Origin of the sequence: Mucilaginibacter sp. PPCGB 2223 (assembly GCF_001705515.1) — a bacterium.
Classification (GTDB): Bacteria; Bacteroidota; Bacteroidia; order Sphingobacteriales; family Sphingobacteriaceae; genus Mucilaginibacter.
The window spans coordinates 245,410-264,451 of sequence record NZ_MDJS01000004.1 but is presented as its reverse complement, the minus strand read 5'-3'; the positions used below and the strand labels follow the sequence as shown (position 1 = coordinate 264,451).

At 44.2% G+C, this 19,042-nt stretch carries 16 protein-coding genes and 1 tRNA gene; 6 read left to right on the top strand and 11 right to left on the bottom strand.

Annotated features, from left to right (window positions below; translation table 11 throughout):
- Nucleotides 1-45 precede the first annotated feature (45 nt).
- From BEL04_RS19470 to BEL04_RS19435, 8 genes are all read right to left on the bottom strand, one after another.
- Nucleotides 46-972: a metallophosphoesterase gene (locus BEL04_RS19470; protein ID WP_066006610.1), complete on the bottom strand. Its 927-nt coding sequence runs from the start codon at nucleotides 970-972 to the stop codon at nucleotides 46-48.
- A gap of 115 nt (nucleotides 973-1,087) precedes the next feature.
- Nucleotides 1,088-1,447: a DUF488 domain-containing protein gene (locus tag BEL04_RS19465; protein WP_066006609.1), complete on the bottom strand. Its 360-nt coding sequence runs from the start codon at nucleotides 1,445-1,447 to the stop codon at nucleotides 1,088-1,090.
- Between the two features lie 24 nt (nucleotides 1,448-1,471).
- Complete coding sequence (locus BEL04_RS19460) at nucleotides 1,472-2,365, bottom strand: AraC family transcriptional regulator (protein ID WP_066006608.1); 894 nt, start codon at nucleotides 2,363-2,365, stop codon at nucleotides 1,472-1,474.
- Nucleotides 2,366-2,536: 171 nt separating this feature from the next.
- On the bottom strand, nucleotides 2,537-2,866 hold the full coding sequence (locus BEL04_RS19455) for a hypothetical protein (protein ID WP_066006606.1): 330 nt from the start codon (nucleotides 2,864-2,866) through the stop codon (nucleotides 2,537-2,539).
- Between the two features lie 127 nt (nucleotides 2,867-2,993).
- Nucleotides 2,994-3,902: an AraC family transcriptional regulator gene (locus BEL04_RS19450; RefSeq protein ID WP_066006604.1), complete on the bottom strand. Its 909-nt coding sequence runs from the start codon at nucleotides 3,900-3,902 to the stop codon at nucleotides 2,994-2,996.
- Between the two features lie 78 nt (nucleotides 3,903-3,980).
- On the bottom strand, nucleotides 3,981-4,421 hold the full coding sequence (locus tag BEL04_RS19445) for a DUF2147 domain-containing protein (RefSeq protein WP_066006602.1): 441 nt from the start codon (nucleotides 4,419-4,421) through the stop codon (nucleotides 3,981-3,983).
- Between the two features lie 48 nt (nucleotides 4,422-4,469).
- Nucleotides 4,470-5,285: an oxidoreductase gene (locus tag BEL04_RS19440; RefSeq protein ID WP_066006601.1), complete on the bottom strand. Its 816-nt coding sequence runs from the start codon at nucleotides 5,283-5,285 to the stop codon at nucleotides 4,470-4,472.
- Nucleotides 5,286-5,835: 550 nt separating this feature from the next.
- A tRNA-Glu gene (locus tag BEL04_RS19435) sits at nucleotides 5,836-5,907 on the bottom strand.
- Nucleotides 5,908-6,148: 241 nt separating this feature from the next.
- On the opposite strand from BEL04_RS19435, the gene BEL04_RS19430 reads away from it, so the two are divergent.
- Genes BEL04_RS19430 through BEL04_RS19405 form a run of 6 tightly spaced genes read left to right on the top strand, consistent with a single transcriptional unit; the run spans nucleotide 6,149 to nucleotide 12,531 of the window.
- The gene (locus BEL04_RS19430) at nucleotides 6,149-6,430 is read left to right on the top strand and encodes a DUF427 domain-containing protein (protein WP_066006600.1); all 282 of its coding nucleotides are present in this window, start codon (nucleotides 6,149-6,151) and stop codon (nucleotides 6,428-6,430) included.
- A gap of 4 nt (nucleotides 6,431-6,434) precedes the next feature.
- A complete protein-coding gene (locus tag BEL04_RS19425) occupies nucleotides 6,435-7,817 on the top strand; it encodes a mercuric reductase (RefSeq protein WP_066006596.1) in 1,383 nt (460 codons plus the stop codon).
- Between the two features lie 8 nt (nucleotides 7,818-7,825).
- A complete protein-coding gene (locus BEL04_RS19420; protein ID WP_066006594.1) occupies nucleotides 7,826-8,788 on the top strand; it encodes an ABC transporter ATP-binding protein in 963 nt (320 codons plus the stop codon).
- A complete protein-coding gene (locus BEL04_RS19415) occupies nucleotides 8,785-10,356 on the top strand; it encodes an ABC transporter permease/substrate-binding protein (protein WP_066006592.1) in 1,572 nt (523 codons plus the stop codon). The genes BEL04_RS19420 and BEL04_RS19415 overlap by 4 nt, the downstream gene beginning before the upstream one ends.
- Before the next feature lie 3 nt (nucleotides 10,357-10,359).
- A complete protein-coding gene (egtB, locus tag BEL04_RS19410; RefSeq protein WP_066006590.1) occupies nucleotides 10,360-11,508 on the top strand; it encodes an ergothioneine biosynthesis protein EgtB in 1,149 nt (382 codons plus the stop codon).
- An 18-nt stretch (nucleotides 11,509-11,526) separates the two neighbouring features.
- Entirely contained in the window at nucleotides 11,527-12,531 is a 1,005-nt protein-coding gene (locus tag BEL04_RS19405) for an L-histidine N(alpha)-methyltransferase (RefSeq protein ID WP_066006586.1), read from the top strand.
- Nucleotides 12,532-12,568: 37 nt separating this feature from the next.
- On the opposite strand, the gene BEL04_RS19400 is transcribed toward BEL04_RS19405, so the two are convergent.
- Genes BEL04_RS19400 through BEL04_RS19390 form a run of 3 tightly spaced genes read right to left on the bottom strand, consistent with a single transcriptional unit; the run spans nucleotide 12,569 to nucleotide 18,962 of the window.
- Nucleotides 12,569-14,803 (bottom strand): DUF3857 domain-containing protein, encoded by a 2,235-nt coding sequence (locus BEL04_RS19400; RefSeq protein WP_066006584.1) that lies wholly within the window; start codon nucleotides 14,801-14,803, stop codon nucleotides 12,569-12,571.
- Between the two features lie 19 nt (nucleotides 14,804-14,822).
- The gene (locus BEL04_RS19395; RefSeq protein ID WP_066006582.1) at nucleotides 14,823-17,066 is read right to left on the bottom strand and encodes a DUF3857 domain-containing protein; all 2,244 of its coding nucleotides are present in this window, start codon (nucleotides 17,064-17,066) and stop codon (nucleotides 14,823-14,825) included.
- A 15-nt stretch (nucleotides 17,067-17,081) separates the two neighbouring features.
- Entirely contained in the window at nucleotides 17,082-18,962 is a 1,881-nt protein-coding gene (locus BEL04_RS19390; protein ID WP_066006581.1) for a transglutaminase family protein, read from the bottom strand.
- Nucleotides 18,963-19,042 lie beyond the last annotated feature (80 nt).

The window sequence follows — 19,042 nt, the reverse complement described above, 5'->3', positions numbered from 1 at the left end:
CCGGGATTGAATTTTCCGGTCCGGCATTTTAACCTTTCGAACCTCTCATCCGTAATTAACAATCTCTCTTTTACAGCTCCCATCCTCATAAAAATCGAAAACCGCATAAGCCGGGTCAAACTCCTGGAAAGGGCCGCTCCACCAATCGCCACAAACAGCGCCATTGCAATAATAATTGATGCCATGGTAATGTACCTCGTCCTGCAGGTGCACGTGGCCGCTTAAGCACGCTTTAATATTGGGATATTTATTAAACAGGGTCTTCAGCGTCAAAAAGTCGGAATGCATTAAATTACGTTTGATCATCAGGTCGCCATTAACCTCGGTTTTGTTAAAAAACAAGCCCGAACAGATAGAAAGGATTGGGATATGCGAAACGATGCAGATATATTCTGAAGCAGGTATCGCAGCCAGTTTTGCGCTTAACCAGGCAAACTGCCCTTCATCTATCTTACCGATATAACCCCCGGCCGGGTTATTTTGCACGCTATCCAAAACAATAAAATTCCAGTTTCCCTTTTTGAAATTGTAGTAACGTTCGGTCATGTTCAGCTCCTTCATGGCCCAGGCTTTGCCATATAATGGGTCAGCGGTATCGGGCGTTTTCTGGAACCAGCCGTAAATATCGTGGTTGCCAATACAGGGATAAACGGTAAGCTTGTTATTTGCATTCATGATGGAATGATAGAGCTCCCATTGCTTTTGTGCCGTTTCCTTTTTAGCCTCTAAGGCATCCATGATGTGGTCGCCTCCGTTGATAATAAACTCTGCCCTGGGTTTCAGGTTCTGTACATGCTGAATGGCTTTTGCCATCCCGGCTTCGGGCACAGCGCCCGGTTTGACATGGATATCAGAAATAAATGCAAAACGAAAACTTTTTTTAGGCGAAACGCTTTGCGCATCAAGCGCCTGCGGCACCATCGAAACGGTGGCAACTGCCAGGCCCGACCGGAGAAAATCTTTTCTTTTCATGGAGAAGGTTTGTGATAGTGAAAGGTAAGGAGATTAACCGGCAAACAAACTATTTCTTATTCACTTCAATTATCATTTTTGGCAATTGTAAAAGTGGTTTTATGCAGGTTAACATTTATTTCAGGTGCTGCAGCAAATATTTTTTGAGGGCCACTGCGTTATTGATCTCCTTTTCCGTCGAACTGTATAGAAGGGTTATCACGCTATAATCTTTTATAGCAGCCAGAAATTTGCTCACTGCTTCGGGGTGTTCATCCAGTTCGCCAAAATAACGGCCTGTAAAAGCTTCCCATTTGGCGGGTTCGTGCCCGTACCATTTCCGCAGCGCATCCGAAGGTGACAGGTCCCTCACCCACATATCCAACTGAAGCGCTTCCTTTTTCAGGCCCCTTGGCCATAGTCTGTCAACCAGGAACCGTGGTGTATTCTTGGTTTCGTTAACTATTTCGTAACATCTCGCTATTTCTATTTTCATATCGTATTTTTTACTCAATAAACTTCAGGAATTTTCACTGGTAAGTTCGGCTTTACCAAAGCCCACGGTCTCGCGGTACACTTTAGGCGAGATACCTGCCCATTTTTTAAAAAGCCTGCTGAAATAGAATTCATCCGGATAGCCCAGCTTCCATGCGATTTCTTTTACCGATCGGCTTGTTAAATACAGTTCGCGTTTGGCTTCAATAATGATGCGTTCGGTAATAAGGTTAGTAAGTGTTTTGTTAAAATGGGTTTTTACTAATTTGGCTAATGTGTTTAGTGGTATATTGAGCAGCATTGCATAATCACCGGCGTTATGCTTTTCTTTAAAAAAATCGCCGATAGCGTTCTGCAGTTCGCGCAGTACCAGGGGTGTTTGCGGGTTGCTGAATCTGGGTTCGACAAATTTATTTCCAGGTTTGATGCGGGATGCTGTTATCAAAAAAATTTTAAGGTAGGGGATCAGCAGCTTGCGGTCGCTGTATTCCTCATTTTTTAGTTCCTGTTCTAACTGCTCTAAGGTTTGATCCAGCTTTCTTTCCGATTCCCTGTCAACGCCGACAAAAGGCGCCTGGTAAATATTATTGAAGATCACCGTATCGCAGTTGGTCTCTTCCTCGTCGCGGTGGATACAGTAAAAATCGGCATGATATTGCAGCGCTACACCGCTTAGCTTTTGGCTTTCTGAAAACATGAACGGCTGGTATGGGGTAAACGAAAACAGGGTATTCTTTTGAAATGCATACTCTGAGAAATCGACTTTTAAAACACCATCCCCTTCTTTTATCCAGATAAGTGAATAAAATTGGTTTCGCTGCAGCTGATCGAAATGCCTGCCGCCCTCGAATGAAAAGAGTTTAAATACCGGGTTCCTGTTCTGGTGATCGGTCAATATATAAATCTTGTTTTTATTCATGGCATAAGGTATTGCATACCCGAAAGCTGTAAAAACAGGCTATTGAAGTTAGCATAATAACAGGAATTATCCTAAATAAACTGCACTATCAATTTGATGATCATATTAAAAACAAGGGGCATACTGTCTGCCCCTGTTTCCCGATGTTTTAACGCGGACGGGTTTTGGGGATCAATCATTTAAAAGTAGCCTGAGGGGGGTAAGAGGGCCTAAGGGTATCAGGTCAAACCGCATCATTCCTTCTATGCCCAAAGGTAGTTTGCTTAATATTTCACGCGCGTCTTCAATACCAGGTGAATCCATAATAAATACCGGGCCGCTCAGGTCGGGTTTAATGAACCACTGCTCAATTTTTCCTGCAAGGTGCAGACGAAGCGTGGCCGGAACTTCATGCATCATTACCGGAAGGCGTTTGGCGGGGTCGAGTGCTTTTTCGGTAAACTGCCCGATAGCTAATACTTTTGTGGTTGGCGTACTCAGATCGATTGGTTGGGTGCTCATTTTTTTGCTGTTTTAATTGTATCCCAATAGCGGGACTCAAAACTACTACAGCACGGTTAATCATGGCATGGACTATTGATGCTTTGACATGGACAATCTCATCGCAGCGACCAATCCGGGTATTGTTCTAATTGAGATTCCTGAATTCCACAGGTGTCATTCCCGTCTTCGATTTAAATAGCCGGGAGAAATATTGCGGATATTCAAAGCCCAGTAAAAAAGCTAATTCACCTACCGATTTGTTCGAGCTCAACAGCAGGTTCTTTGCTTCTTCAATCAGGTGATAATGAATACAGTCTTGGGCATTCATACCAGTTTCCCTTTTGAGCAGATCGCTCAGGTAGTTGGGCGACAGGTGTACCTTATCAGCCAGGTACTTTACCGTAGGCAGGCCTTGCTCGCTTAATACAGCTGATTGAATATATTCCTGAAGTTCTTTTTCTACTATCTCCAGTATATCGTTATTTATGCGCTTTCTGGTAATAAATTGCCGGTCGTAGTACCGGGTACAATAATTTAGTAATAGTTCTACATTGGAAACTATCAATGTTTGACTGTGCTGGTCAATGTTTTCCAGCAATTCGGCAGCTATTTTTTGTACAATCTCATACAATACCTGCTTTTCCTTCTCTGAAAGATGAAGGGCTTCATTGGTATCGTAAGAAAAAAACGAATAGTCCTTTATTTTTTTGCCCAGGGAAGTACCCCTGATCAGATCCGGATGAAAAAACACGCCCCATCCATTAACCTCCGTTTTCGCAGGTAAAGGTTCGTCTAATGCAACCACCTGCCTGGGGGCAATGCAGATTAAGCTGCCATCCTGAAAATCATACGACTGCTGGCCATACTTCATCTTGTTGACGCAAAAGTTTTTAAACATAATCGAATAAAAGCCTAGGGTCATTCTCGTGCCCGAATTAAATTGCTCTTTGTAACCGGAGAAATCAACCACCGAGATCAAAGGGTGTCTCACCTGGGAGCCGGGCAGCATTTGATGCATTTCAGAAATAGTTTCTACATGGTTGATGCTGTTCATTGTTTTAAATTAAAGATAAACATTTGGCGTCTAAGCTAAAAATGAATGCCTTACTTCAAACCTGTTTGATACAGATGGTTACTGGTTATAAGGATGGAACGTTGCGGTTTGACCGAGCATTGAAAAACCCATATACCCACGCAGATTTAGTTTACCGTCTTTAATCCAAACCTTACATTTGTAGGTGTCTCCTGTTGGGGGATTATAAATCTTACCTCCTGTAAATTCTTCCCCGTCCCATTTTAAGCCGGTAACGCTCACAATTCCGATGATGTTTCTGGATCGCAGCTTCTCATCCGGGTTTTTTTCGTCTTTTTTTGAGGTTTTGCCGTCACTCTCCACGATTTTGTTGCCCCATAACAGTTTGGCCTGGTACTCGTTACCTGATTTGAAGAATTCCAGGCGGACATCTTTCTTATCGGATTCCCATTTGCCAACAATAGCATTTTCGTTGGTTTGCGCTTTTACAACAGAAGTCAGCGCGAGCATGACTATCATAGCGATTTTTAAAATCTTCATACGATTTTACTTTTTAAAGGATTGCTTGAATCGAGTTAATAAGGAGGATTACATCTGGCTCATGACGATTTTGTCGAATAACCTGTCTCCAAGATAAGTCCGCATCCAAACCATGGGCCTGGCAAATTTTCCGACCCTGTAGCGTGTTTTGGGATTGGTGCTGCTAACTATTTTGCTTACAGTATCAGCGATAACTGAAGGCTTGGACGAGCCATTTCCCTGGCCTGCTCTTTTAGTGCCGTGGATGATCTTATCCATCATTCCGGTATAAGCGCTTTGCGGGGATATCTTTGAAAAGTTGTGCAGCAATACCGAACCAAATTCGGTAGCGATGAACCCCGGCTCCAGCACTGCCACTTTAATATTGAACTGCTTTAGCTCCAATCGCAGGCAATCGCTCAAGCCTTCAACAGCATGTTTACTGGCATGATACCAAGCGCCCATCGGGAAATACATCTTACCTCCCATGGAAGAAGTGTTAATGATCAGCCCTGATTTTGCTTTACGCATAAAAGGAACCACTTTTTGTGTCATGGCAGCCATGCCGAATACGTTGACCTCCATTTCTTTTCGGGCTTCTGTCAATGAAACATCTTCTACCGATCCGTAGAGGCCGTAACCGGCATTGTTCCACAATACATCGATTCTGCCTTCTTTGCTAATTATAGTGTCAACAACATATTGAATGTCTTCTTCCCTGGTTACATCCATCTGCAACGGATGACCGCCTAATGATTTCAGATCCTGCATTTGGTCAATTCTGCGTGCAACTGTGTACACAATATGGCCTTCGTGGATGAGCTTTACTGCGGTTTCTTTACCCATACCGGAGCTTGCGCCTGTAATTAAGATTACCTTTTTCATTTTTGTCATTTATTTGATAAGGCAAATGTCTGACAGATGAGGGGCCCATCGTTAATACAAATACGGGATGGTTGTATACTTATTCTCTTTTATGAATGTTTAGGCAAAAATAGCTCAGGTTTGCCAAATTTGTACAGGGGATTTGCCGGCTTTATGAGGCGGTGCAATAAACAAGATGCGAAAATATAGGGTTAGTCGGCGGCCAATCCCATTGCTTGCACTTTACTCAATTTTTCACTGTTAAAAAACAATCCAAAGCTTTTCAGCATAATACATCTTATCCGAGGATGATTAAAGCACTCGAATACGATTGCCATATTTATTGATGATTAATTAGCTTGTACTTTTCTGAGGATTTAAGATGTGACGGATTTTGAGCGTTTTTGAAAGTTTTGATGACCCTGTATAAACCAGCCATTTTTAAAGGCTAAACACGTCGCTTTTATGAGAATTTTACAGCTAAAAATTCAGGTCCGGTTCTTTTAAGGCAAGGCCTAAAACAAAAATAACTTACTGATTATCAGCAAGTTATTTTTGTTTCTTTTTCCAGTAGCCCGTAGGGGAATCGAACCCCTGTTTCAAGAATGAAAATCTTGCGTCCTAACCCCTAGACGAACGGGCCATTAAAGAATTGGTAAAAAGAGGCAATCCTTATTTTGGGATTGCAAAGATATAGCTTTCAAAATAAATTAAAAATTTAATATGCTATTTTTTTTAAAGCGCTTGTAAACAGCGGTAATAACGGTCATTTAAGTCATCCGAATGGCATTTTTCAAACAAAAAGGCTGGTTTTTGATTAGTTAATATCATGAGGTTAATTAATTGAAGCACAATGTGTAAATTCATATCATAAACCAGAACCTATGAAAGCAATATGGAACGATGAGATTATTGCTGAAAGCGATGATACTATAGTTGTTGAAAATAACCACTATTTCCCTCCGGACACCCTAAAAAAGAAATTTTTTAGGGATAGCCCAACTCATAGCACCTGCCCCTGGAAAGGGGAGGCATCATATTACACTGTTGATGTGAAGGAACAGAAAAATGCCGACGCTGCCTGGTATTACCCCGAACCCAAAGATGCCGCAGCTAATATTAAAAACTACGTCGCCTTTTGGAAAGGTGTTAAAATAACTAACTGAGTCTATGAAAAAGTACGATGCTATAATTATCGGCGCGGGACAGGCAGGCACACCATTGGCAAAAAAACTGGCAAATGCCGGTATGAAGACGGCTATTATCGAAAAACGCTTTGTTGGCGGCACCTGTATTAACGATGGCTGCACACCCACCAAAACCTGGGTGGCATCGGCCAAGGCTGTATATATAGCGCAAAATGCCGGCAAATTGGGTGTCCCTATCCGCGATTATGCTGTTAATATGCCGGTCATCAAAAAACGTAAAGACGAAATTGTGGCCCAATTCAGGGGGGGCTCGCAGCATGGGCTCGAAGATACCAAAGGCATCGATCTGATATTTGGCGAGGCTGTTTTTACAGGGAAGAAGACCCTCAGTATAAAACTTAAAAACGGCGGTACGCAGGAGATGACCGCCGATAAGATATTCATTAACGCTGGCTGCAAAACCGCCGTTCCGGATATTGAAGGGTTAAGCACGATAGATTATTTGACCTCAACCAGCATCCTGGAGTTAACAACTGTTCCCGAGAATTTATTGATCATCGGCGCAAGCTATATCAGTATGGAGTTCGGGCAAATGTTTCGCCGGTTTGGCAGCAAGGTCACCATGCTCGAGCAATCGAAACGTATTTTGCCGCGCGAGGATGAAGACATCGCCGATGAGATGACCAGGATACTCGAGGCCGAGCAGATCAAAATCTACACCGGGGCCAGGGCCACCAGCTTTAAAAAAGTGGGCGACCATATCGAAGCGCACATCAGCGTTGGTGATAAAAAGCATGTATTTACGTATTCGCACGTGCTGGTAGCTGCCGGACGTATCCCTCAAACCGATGCGCTAAACCTGAAAGCAACGGGTGTTAAAACCGACGAACGTGGCTATATCAAAGTAAACAATAAGCTCGAAACCAATGTAAAAGGTATTTATGCGTTGGGCGATGTAAAAGGCGGACCAGCTTTTACCCATATATCCTATAACGATTATGTGATCGTTTATCTGAACCTGGTAGAGAAAGCTAAGCTTTCCATCAAAAACCGCCTGGTACCGTATTGTATGTTTACCGATCCGCCGTTGGGGCGTGTTGGCATATCAGAAGCTGAAGCAAAACAGCAAGGTCTAAAATATAAGATAGCCAAACTGCCCATGGCACATGTAGCACGTGCTATCGAAACGGGCGATACCCGCGGCTTTATGAAGGCGGTAGTTGATGCCAAAACCAAAAGGATATTAGGCGTTGCCGTGCTGGGGCAGGAGGGCGGCGAGATCATGTCGGTACTGCAAATGGCGATGATGGGCGGGATAACTTATGATGAGATCCGGTACATGGTGTTTGCGCATCCAACCTATTCCGAATCGTTAAATAATTTGTTCATGGCCTTAGAACCTTAACGAGCTTTATGATCGAAGTTGAAAACCTGAGCAAGCATTTTGGTAAAGTAAGAGCGGTTGATGGAATCTCCTTTGAAGTAAAGGAGGGCGAAAACCTGATCTTACTGGGCACCAGCGGCTGTGGTAAAACAACTACGTTAAAAATGATCAACCGGCTGATCGAGCCAACCAAAGGCAAAATCATCGTAAACGGCAAAAATGTAACCGAACAGCAGCCCGAAGAACTGCGCCGCAGTATGGGTTATGTGCTGCAGAACACCGGTTTATTTCCGCATTATACCGTTGCCGAAAATATCGCCATCGTTCCGCAATTGTTAAAATGGGATAAAAAACGTATTGCCGATCGCACCATCGAACTAATGGATAAGCTGCACCTTGATCACAAATACTTAAACGTATTCCCGGAACAATTGAGCGGGGGGCAACAGCAACGCGTAGGCCTTGCGCGCGCCCTGATGGCCGACCCGCCGGTGCTGCTGATGGACGAGCCCTTCGGCGCGCTCGACCCGGTTACGCGCTTTAATATCCGCAAAGAGTTTATTGAATTGGACGAACTGAAGCGCAAAACCATCATCATGGTTACGCACGATGTACAGGAGGCTTTTGAATTGGGCGACCGGATATGCCTGATGGATAACGGTAAAATTATGCAGGCGGGCACACCGGCCGAGTTGCTGTTTAAGCCCTCGGGCAGTTTTGTAAGAGGTTTTTTAAAAGAGCAGCGTTTGCAGCTGGAGTTTAAAGCTGTAAAACTGAACGATATCTGGGATTTGCTGCCCAGCATCAAAACACGCAGCTCAAAAGAAGCGATCCATTGTAATTGTACTGTTTGGGAAACCCTGGAGATCATCACTTCCGGTAAGGAAAATGCCGTGGCGGCTACTAACCCTGTAAACGGCGAAACCAAAACTATTACGTTTACGCAACTGATGTCCACCTTTTATCAATACCAAAACAGCGAGGCCGTATGAACGAAGGACAGCAAACCTTACTGGATTTTATGCGGCAGGAGTCGGGCAAGCTGGCATCGCAAACGTTAACGCACATCGGGCTTACTTTTATCTCCCTGCTTATCGCGATAGCCATTGGTTTGCCTTTGGGAATTCTGATCGCGCATAAGCGCAAGCTTTCCGGAGGTGTGTTGGGCATAGCGGGCGTCTTTCAAACTATTCCGAGCATTGCTTTGCTGGGATTTTTGATCCCGGTGTTAGGCATCGGCGCCAAGCCCGCCATTTTTGCTTTGCTGCTGTATGCGCTGTTGCCCATTATCCGAAATACTTATACTGGCATTACTGGTGTGGATGCGACCATTAAGGAAGCCGCCCGGGGTATGGGCATGAGCTATAGCCAGATATTGTTTAAGGTTGAACTGCCATTGGCAATGCCCGTTATTTTGGCCGGTATCCGCACGGCTACAGTCATCAATGTGGGCGTGGCTACGTTGGCATCGTTAATTGCGGCGGGTGGTTTGGGCGAGTTCATCTTCGGTGGTATATCGCTTAACAATACCAACATGATACTGGCCGGGGCTATCCCGGCGGCATTGCTGGCTATTGTATTCGATTTCCTGTTATCCAAGGTTCAAAACATCAACTTTAAAAAAGTACGCACAGGTATCAAAGTAATGCCTGTGGTACTGTTAGTGCTGGCCTGTTTTTATTTTATCCCGTCGGCATATGCGGGGAAATTGATTGCCGGTTTTACGCCCGAGTTTATGGGGCGACGGGATGGTGACTTAGGCTTGCGCGATAAATACCGACTAAAGATACATACCGTGGTCATCAGCGATGCAGTGATGTATAAAGCCGCTTACGAGAAGCATTTGGATGTGATCAGCGGGTATTCTACTGATGGGCGTCTGAGGGCTTTCGGTCTGGTTGTACTACAGGATGATAAAAATATTTTCCCGCCTTATTATGCTGCGCCTATTGTATCTGCGGAAGCGTTAAAGAAATTTCCTCAACTGGAAAGCACCTTAGATATCCTTGCCGGGAAGATTGACGACAGCACGATGACCAGCCTCAATTACAAGGTTGATTACCTGCATCAAAGCCCCCAAAAGGTAGCCATGGACTTTTTAGTTGCGAAAGGTTTGTATAAAGAGCCCCGCAATGGCAACGGTGGGACAGTTCGCATCGGCTCTAAAATATTCGGCGAGCAATACATCCTGGCCGAGATGTATGCCATGCTCATTAAAGGCTATACCGATTACGACGTAAGCACCAAAACCGGGCTCGGCGGTACGCAAATATGCTTTGGGGCCTTAAAAAATAACCAGATTGATGTTTACCCGGAATATACCGGCACCGGTTTGCTGGTGATGCTGCAGGTAAAACCTCAGATGCTCGATTCGTTGGTACTGGATAAGGATAAAGTTTACAATTACGTGAGGCAGGAGTTTAAAACTAAATATGATATTCAATGGTTGAAACCCATTGGCTTTAATAATACGTATGCATTGATGATGCGGAGAAGCGAGGCGAAAAATTTAAATATCAAAACAATTTCCGACTTAAAACGCTATTTGGAGAAGAAATAAATAATGAGCCTAACCGACCGTTATTACCAGGTTCGCAAACGTAGCGAGCAAATTTGCAGTCCGCTGCAAACCGAAGATTATGTGGTGCAACCTGTTGTAGATGTTAGTCCGCCCAAATGGCACCTGGGGCACACCACGTGGTTTTTCGAAACTTTCATCCTCAAGCCCAATTTTATGGGTTACCGGGAGTACGACCCGGATTATAACTACGTGTTCAACAGCTATTACGAAACCGTTGGTGCACGAGTTATCCGCACCGACCGGGGCAACCTGAGCCGCCCGACAGTGATTGATGTTTACCGCTACCGCGAATACGTGGATAACGCCATGATCGAGTTTTTATGCCATGAGCCATCTGCAGAAGTAAAAGAACTGTTGGAACTTGGCTTTAACCATGAAGAGCAGCACCAGGAGTTGCTGTATTATGATATCAAATACATTTTAGGGCATAACCCCTTGTTCCCAGCGTATGATAAGCATTATAAAGCGCCATTGTTTGAACAGGGCGAAGCAAAGATGATCGGCATTGCCGAAGGTGTTTACGAGGTTGGGCATGCCGGCGACGGTTTTTGTTTTGACAACGAACTGAACCGGCACAAGGTTTACCTGAACGCTTTTGAGATCAGCCGCTTGATGGTGACTAATGCCGAATATTTAGAGTTTATTAATGCAGGCGCTTACGCAGATTTCCGCTTCTGGCATGCCGAGGGCTGGGATTGGGTGAATACCAATAAGATATCCTCACCGCTTTACTGGCACCTGATAGAGGGGCATTGGCACTATTATACCCTCGCGGGGTTGCAGCCTTTAAAACTTGATGAACCGGTAGGTCACATCAGCTATTACGAGGCGTATGCTTACGCGATGTGGAAAGGCATGCGCCTGCCTACTGAGTTTGAATGGGAGGTGGCCGCCGCACAATTTAACTGGGGCAAAGCCTGGGAGTGGACCGAGAGCGCCTATTTGCCTTATCCGGGTTTTATCAAGGCGCCAGGCGCTATCGGCGAGTATAATGGTAAGTTTATGGTGAACCAAAAGGTGCTCCGCGGCGCAAGCGATGCAACGCCACCAGGGCATAGCCGCAGTACTTACCGCAATTTTTTTCATCCTAACCTGCGCTGGCTGTTTAATGGTATACGGTTGGCCCGATGACCTAACACAATCAATCCTATGAACATTGAAACATTAATTATCAGCGCTAACGGAACTACAACAAAGCAGCAGGCGGCACAACAGTTTGCCGAAGATATTGTACAAGGCTTATCGGCAAACCCGAAACGGCTCGACTCGAAGTATTTTTACGATACCACGGGCGATGGCCTTTTTCAGGATATTATGAACTGCCCCGAATATTACCTCACCAACTGCGAGCTCGAAATATTCAGCGGGCAAACCGACGCCCTGGCCAACCTGATGATGGCCGATAACGATGAGCCATTCGACCTGATAGAGCTGGGTGCCGGCGATGCCATGAAATCATCGTACCTGTTAAAATACCTGATAAATAAGGGTGTGGATTTTACTTATTTGCCGATAGATATTTCATCGCATGTGATCGGGCTGCTGGATGACGAACTATCGAAAAACATACCCGGGTTAAAATTTGTGGGCCTTAACGGCGAATATTTTCAAATGCTGAAAAAAGCGGCCGCCATTTCCGGGAGGCGCAAGGTTGTTTTATTTTTAGGATCGAACATCGGCAATATGGCGGTTGAGCAGGCCGAAAGCTTTTGCCGTGAGTTAAGGAACCATCTATCGCCCGGTGATATGGCGCTGATCGGTTTTGATCTGAAAAAGAACCCGAAAACTATTTTGGATGCTTATAACGATAAAGCAGGCATTACCAGGAACTTTAACCTGAATTTGCTTACCCGTATTAACCGCGAGTTGGATGCCGATTTTGTAACCGCGCAGTTTGAGCATTACCCGGTTTACGACCCCGAAAGCGGCGCCTGTAAGAGCTACCTCATCAGCCAGGCTGATCAGCAGGTACATCTCCGCTCGCTAAACAGAACTGTTAATTTCCAACAAAACGAATACATTTTTATGGAGATATCGCAAAAGTTTACCCTGCAGCAAACCAAAGATATCGCGATTAATACCGGCTTTATACCCGCAAACTACATGTTTGATGCGAAGAACTGGTTTACTGACGCAATATGGGTGGCTAAATAACAAAAAAGGAGAAGCGAACTCTCCTTTTTTGTTGATGTTATATCTTTTGCAGCAACACCTTTTGTTTGCTCAAATCATACATGGCGTCAATAACTTCGATAAGTTTTGGCCATTGCGCAGCTTTTTCGAAGTTATGTGTGTATGAGCGGTTGATCTTTACGTTTAAAACATCACCGTTAACTTTAGCTACTACAGATAGCTCTGCCGTTTCGTTTCTGACCTGCTTATTCAACTCCTCAACACCTTTAACCTGGTAACCCTTAGGTATGTTGATGTTGATATCGTATCCAAAACTACGGGCGCACGGCATATAAACATCAATATTACGCTGGCGTTGTTTTTCATCAACCTGGGTAACCGGGCCAATTAGTTTACCAACCTCTAAAATATAATTATTGCCGGCGGTTTTTACAAAGTTACCCATGGTAAACGTTCCTGTATAACTAAATACCGGGTAAGGGTCTGTTAAACCGATATTGAGTACCTGGAAGGTGAGATCCTTTGGCTCTTCATCGAATTCACTCCTGATTTCGTCCTTATAATTATCCTGCAGGTCTCTCCGGGCTTTTGCGAACGCTTCGGCATATTCTTTTTTTATTTTTTTATCCGATCCGCCCTTGCCCAAAATTTCTGCAAACCAGGGCGAGCGTAAAATGGTACTGTAATATTTTTCGTAGTCCTCGAGTACAATCAGGTTTTCCTGTGCATCGTGGCGCAGGGCCCCTGCTCCATTAACAGTACGGGTTATTTTAACCTGTTGCATATCTTCGGGAGTTAAACTTAAAGCAATGCTGGTGTTGATATAATTTTTGTCGCTCCCGGTTACCGGAATAGTGGTTTTACCCTGATCGAAGTTATTTAACGCACGTTTGTGCGGTGATAGCAAAATAGCTTCCTCGCCCTGGTAACTCTCGGGTATTTCATTAAATTGCGTAAACATATCATCAAAACACATATACAAAGGTTGTGAGCCGCCGTTAATGCGGATAAGCGCCTTCACATCACTCAAATCAAAAACATTGGTCAGCGAACTTGTTGTGCGTGGCGAAACCAATAAAATATCGAAATCAATTTGAAGGTCGTGTAACATACGAGCCATCTTTACTACGCAAATGTCGCTTGATAGCCTTCGGGCGTTTCTGTTGGTCGACATGTCCATGTCATTGTCAAACCAGCAGAAAGTCCTGTACTTAAAACCATTATACAAAACGGCCATAGAGCTATCTAAAGGCGCGTTGCGGAGCTCTTTACCCGATTTATAGTATTTTTTTAACACTTCCCGCTCCGCATTGTCGTCAAAATAGCCCGCAGGTGCCGAGAAAGAGGCAATAAAGGTTTTGATGGTGTTATCTAACCTCGATTGATTTTTATCATATTTAGCGAAGCCGGGAAATGTATCGCTATAGCTGCTGGTAAGTTGTATATAAGGATATTGCCGGTATGTGGCTGTCCATAAATTACTATCGTACTTGGGCATGTTCTTTACCTGCAGGCTATAAATCTTATCACCATTATCCAGGGTGGTCAGCTTAAAATCGGGGGCATTGTTGGCAGATATGTATATAACCTTTATATTTTTATTGTAATGCAGATTAATGCTGTAGCTCATATTGGGATATTCATCCACTAATGTCCATACGTAATTGTTATTAATTTCTTCAACAACGCCATGTTTAATATCAGAATTAAAGACATCTTTTAATTCGACTTTTGTTATATAATAATCCAGTATATCGCCAACCTGCAAATTCGGCACAGCCAGTTTTCCTTGTTTGTCTTTAGCCTCGTTCTTAGTTAAAACTTCCTCATCGGTGTTCACGATTACCTCTGTGCCATCAGGTTTAATTATTTTTGCGCCGATGTAAGTATCTTTTTTATCAATGTTCTTCATATACAAAGAGCCGGTAGTACTATTCAGCGTTTTTTGATATTCGATTGTCGAAAAGGCTTGCAATGCGGCTTTGTCGTTTATTTTTACCCGTTCGCGGAATGTACTTATTTTAGTGGTTTTAGTGCCGCCTGCCGGCAGAAACAAGCTCATTTTGACCTTCCCGTTCGAGGTTTGATCGATATTCAGGCTGCTGGCAATAATCACCGCGCTCTCTTTCTGCATATCGGCAGGTATGTCCTTAACGGCAAATTCGGGTGTGTTATCGCCCCATACCTTATTTTTAATCTCTTCGGCTTTTTGTGCGTAGGTAGGATCTTTTTGCGCGAGGGCATTAAACCCAATAAATAAAGCGCCGACAAGCAGCGCTGGTTTTAAATTCATATACGATAATTTTTCTTATTTATATCTTCTCTAACAGTACCTTCTGATTTGTAAAATCATAAAACCCGTCCATGATCTCCAACAGTTTCGGCCAGTTGTCGACCTTTTCAAAATTGTGGGTATAAATGCGGTTTACCTGCAGCGACAGGATATTGCCTTTTACCGTAGCACCGACGCTAAAGGTACCTGTTTCGTTATTCTGGCTATGGTTCAGGTCTTCGGCGCCTTTTACCCTGTAACCCGCCGGTATGGTAAAGTTGATAATATAGGTTAAGGTACGGGCGGCAGGCATATAGATATCTATTTTGCGGGTGCGCTCTTTTTCATCGGCTTTATTAAGTGTGCTGATGAGTTTACCTGCCTCGAAAATATAATTGTTGCCGGCTTTTTTAATGTAATTGTTCATTACAAAGGTACCTGTAAAACTAAACACAGGGTCGAGGCCGGTAAGCCCGTTGCTGGTTACTTTAAAGTCGGTCAGTTCCTGCGGCTCCTGGTCAAACTCGTCGCTGATCTCGGCCTTAAAATTATCGGGCAGATCTTCTTTGGCTTTCTCAAAGGCATCCTGATATTCGGTCGATAGCTTATCGGCATTTACGCCTTTGGGTAAACGCTTGGTCAGGTCGTCGCCGCCAACCAGATCGGTGTAGGTTTCATCAATATTTTGCATCAGCACCAGGTTTTGCTGGTCGCCATGGCGCATAAAGCCGCCTTCGGATACGGTACGCCGTATTTTTACCTTTTGCATATTGGCAGGCACCAGCGAAACATTCATCTCCGTTTTTATATAATTCCTGGAAGCCTCTACAACCGGTATTTTGGTGCGGGTTTCGGTAAAGGCGGTATACGCGTGGTTTTTGGGCAGCAATAAAAACGCTTCCTCGCCCTGGTAATTGGCCGGTATTTCGCCGTATTGGGTAAATACGTCATCGTAGGCCATATACACATCTTTGTCGCCTTTAACACGGATCATGGCCTCCACATCATCCTTACTGAAAAAATTATCCAGAGATCCCAGGTTACGGGGTGCTACCAATAAAATTTCGTGTTCAATGTTAAGGCTGTACAACATGTGGCTTAGCTGTGCTATGCAGTACAAACTGCGCGCTTTACCCAGGCTGCGTTTGCTGGTCACATCCAGGTTCTGGCCATCATAATAGCAGAATACGCGGTACTTTAAGGCATCGTACAAAAACTTCATCAAGGTATCGCGCGGGTTATCTTTTACATCTTTGCCGAACTGCCGCTTCAGCAATTTTTCGGGCACGGGATCGTTACCCTGGTAAGCCAGTTGTGCCTCGTACGATTTTACCGCATTAATGATCTTGGCGGCATTTTTATCGTAAGTAAATAGCTGCCCTGCGGCCAGCAGGTTCATGAATTTATCGCCGTAGCTGCTCGATATACGGATGTACGGATATTGCCTGAACGGCTCCGACCAGAGCTTATCTACATATTTGGGGATGTCCCTGAGTTGTACGCTGTAGGTTTTATCGCCGTTAGTTTCGGTAGTTATTTTAAAATCGGGTGCTTTATTAGCGTTGATATAGTAAACGTTGATCTTGCTGTTGAACTTAAAAGTGATGTTATAGCTTATAACCGGGTATTCGTCGGCTAAAATAAAGGCATATTCGTTCTCATCTTTTTGCTGTTTTGTGAGACTTTCGTCGCCGTTGTTCTCAACCAGTTCAATTTTACAGATATAATAATCGAGTATATCGCCAACCTGTAACCCGGGTATAGCCAACTGCCCTTGCTTATCTCGGCTCTCGTTCCGGGTAAGCACCTCTTCATCGGTGTTGATCATGATCTCTTCACCGCTGGGCTTGATGATCTTGGCGCCAATGTAAGTATCCTTTTTGTTGACGAACTTGGTGAGAAAACCACCGCGGGTCCTGTCGAGGCTTTTTTGATACTCTAAGGTCGAGAAAGCATCGAGCGATGATTTATCGTTGATCTTGACCCTCTCACGATAGGTAGATATTTTACTGGTACGGGTGGTTGATGAGGTAAACACCAGCATCTTCATTTTATTGTTAGATGTGAGCTCGACGTTCAGCGATCGTGCGATGATCACGGCGCTCTCTTTATCCATACTGGCTGGCAGGGCCTTTACCTCGAACTCGGGTACTTTTTCGCCCCATATCTTAGTTTTTATTTCGGCGGCTTTATGCGCGTAAGTGGTATCTGGCGGGGTATCCTGGGCAAAGGCAATACTATTTAAACATAGCAATGCCAGGGCAATTGTGAGCAGCTTTTTCATTTGTTTTCGGAACAGTTATTTAGCAGTTAATACCAGTTGTTGATTATAAGCTGCGTTCAGCTTGGCTATGTCGGCATTCCATTGCGCGAACTGCGCTTTTGAAACACGCGAATTTTTGAGCACCAGCGATTTTTTGTAGGTTACATTATCGTTGGTTTTGGTGTACTGAATGCTAAACTCGTAATTGTTGTTTTTGATCAAAAAATCGGCCGGCAGGGTAGTAACCTGGTAACCCGCCGGTATGGCCAGCTGGGTTTCGCAAACGATGTTGTGTTTGTAGTAAAACCAGTAGTCGTACTGCCTTTCGGCTACGTCGATCACATAATCGTTAAACTCCTTGCGGAAATCCATATCCACATAATAATCCTTGCCAAATTTTGATACCCCGTTTTTAAAGTTAACGTCGTACCTGGCGGTGAGGTCGTGATCAAAGTCATTAACGTTCGAGGTGCTCAGGTTAGTAATGGCATAATCGTTATTGTTATTGTTAAGATACTTATTAAATGCTTCGGCCGATTCGTCTTTTTTACTGTCGTTCAGGCCGCTTAAAATGTACTCTTTTTCTTCGCCTTTCCACGAATGCTCAACATGGCCGGTAAGGCTGGTGCCGTTAATGCTCAATACGCGCTTTTCGTAACCGAGGTTCTGTGCTGCCGTTGTAGCCGGGATGTGGGTTAACAGGTATTGGTCGCCGTTCTCGATCAAAACCTGCCTGCCTTCTATGCGTTCGGCATACTCGTTAAAACCAAGGTAGCTTTCGGTAGCATCTAAAAAATAGGTCTTGCCCTGGTATATCAGCGCGCAGATCATGTGGTTATCAACCGCAAGCGAGGGCGTGGTGTAATCATAAGCAATATGGTCTGTACCTATCCAGCACAGGCGGGCATCGTACCCAAGCGATTTTAGCAAGGCTTTGGTAAGATGGGCCATACCTTTGCAATCGCCGTAGTTTTTGCGGATCACTTCGTCGGCGCTTTCGGGCTTAAAGCCGGCTATGCCATCTTCAAAAGCAATGTAATGAATGTTATTTTGCACCCAATAGAATATAGCTTTGATCTTGTCCATATCGGTAGTGCTGCTTTTGGTGATCTCAAGTGCTTTTGCCTTAACAATATCATCCTTGTTTACCGTGGTCGATACGATCTTATGGCACCAGTTATACTGATCCTGTAAGGTATTGAAGTAGGTAAAGGTGTTGCCTTTTACCTCGGCCGATTTGGCCAGAACCAGGATATGCGGGTACAGATAAGTTGGCCCGGGCGAGTTTTTTTCGTGCTCCTGTGGCTTCAGGTTATCCATAGTATAAGTGTAGATATCGGCATCAGCCTTTTCGTCATAATCGGTCGATTTTTGTATCGAATTGCCGGTAAAGTTCATATCCTTAAGGTCGACATGCATCCAGCGGGGCACTTTAATAGTAACCTCGCGGTTCTCGACCAGGTAGGGCTCAGAGAGGTAGATCGAGGTAAAAAAGCGCGGATCTAAAACGGTGGCCTTAAAATTTACTACACCTTTTGAACCTTGCTTATCGAGCGGTAGCGGAAAAGTACAAATCCGCTCGTCCGAATAAAAGATATCTTTAACCTTGTAATAGGTAAATTCGGGTTTGATATCGCGCGGCATACGGCCGTCAACCTTGAAGCTGACGTCGTCTATCAATTCGAGGTCGTTGTATGGCTGTATAATGGGGATGGTTTCGCGATAGGTATTGCAGGTATAAGTGGTGCTCAGGTCCTCTTTTACCTCAACGCGGTTAGTGAGGGCATTGAAAACAAACTCGTACTTAAGCTTTGATTCGGGGATGCTTACATTTTTTTCTTTCGCAGGAGGGATGTGGGCATACGTTTGGCCACCAATTGCCAATATTGTGGCAAAAAACAATAGTTTAACGGTCATTTACAGGGTTCGTTTAAATATTCACTAAATATAAAAATGTATCTTTATTTAGCAAAAATATTTTTAACAATCCCGATAAT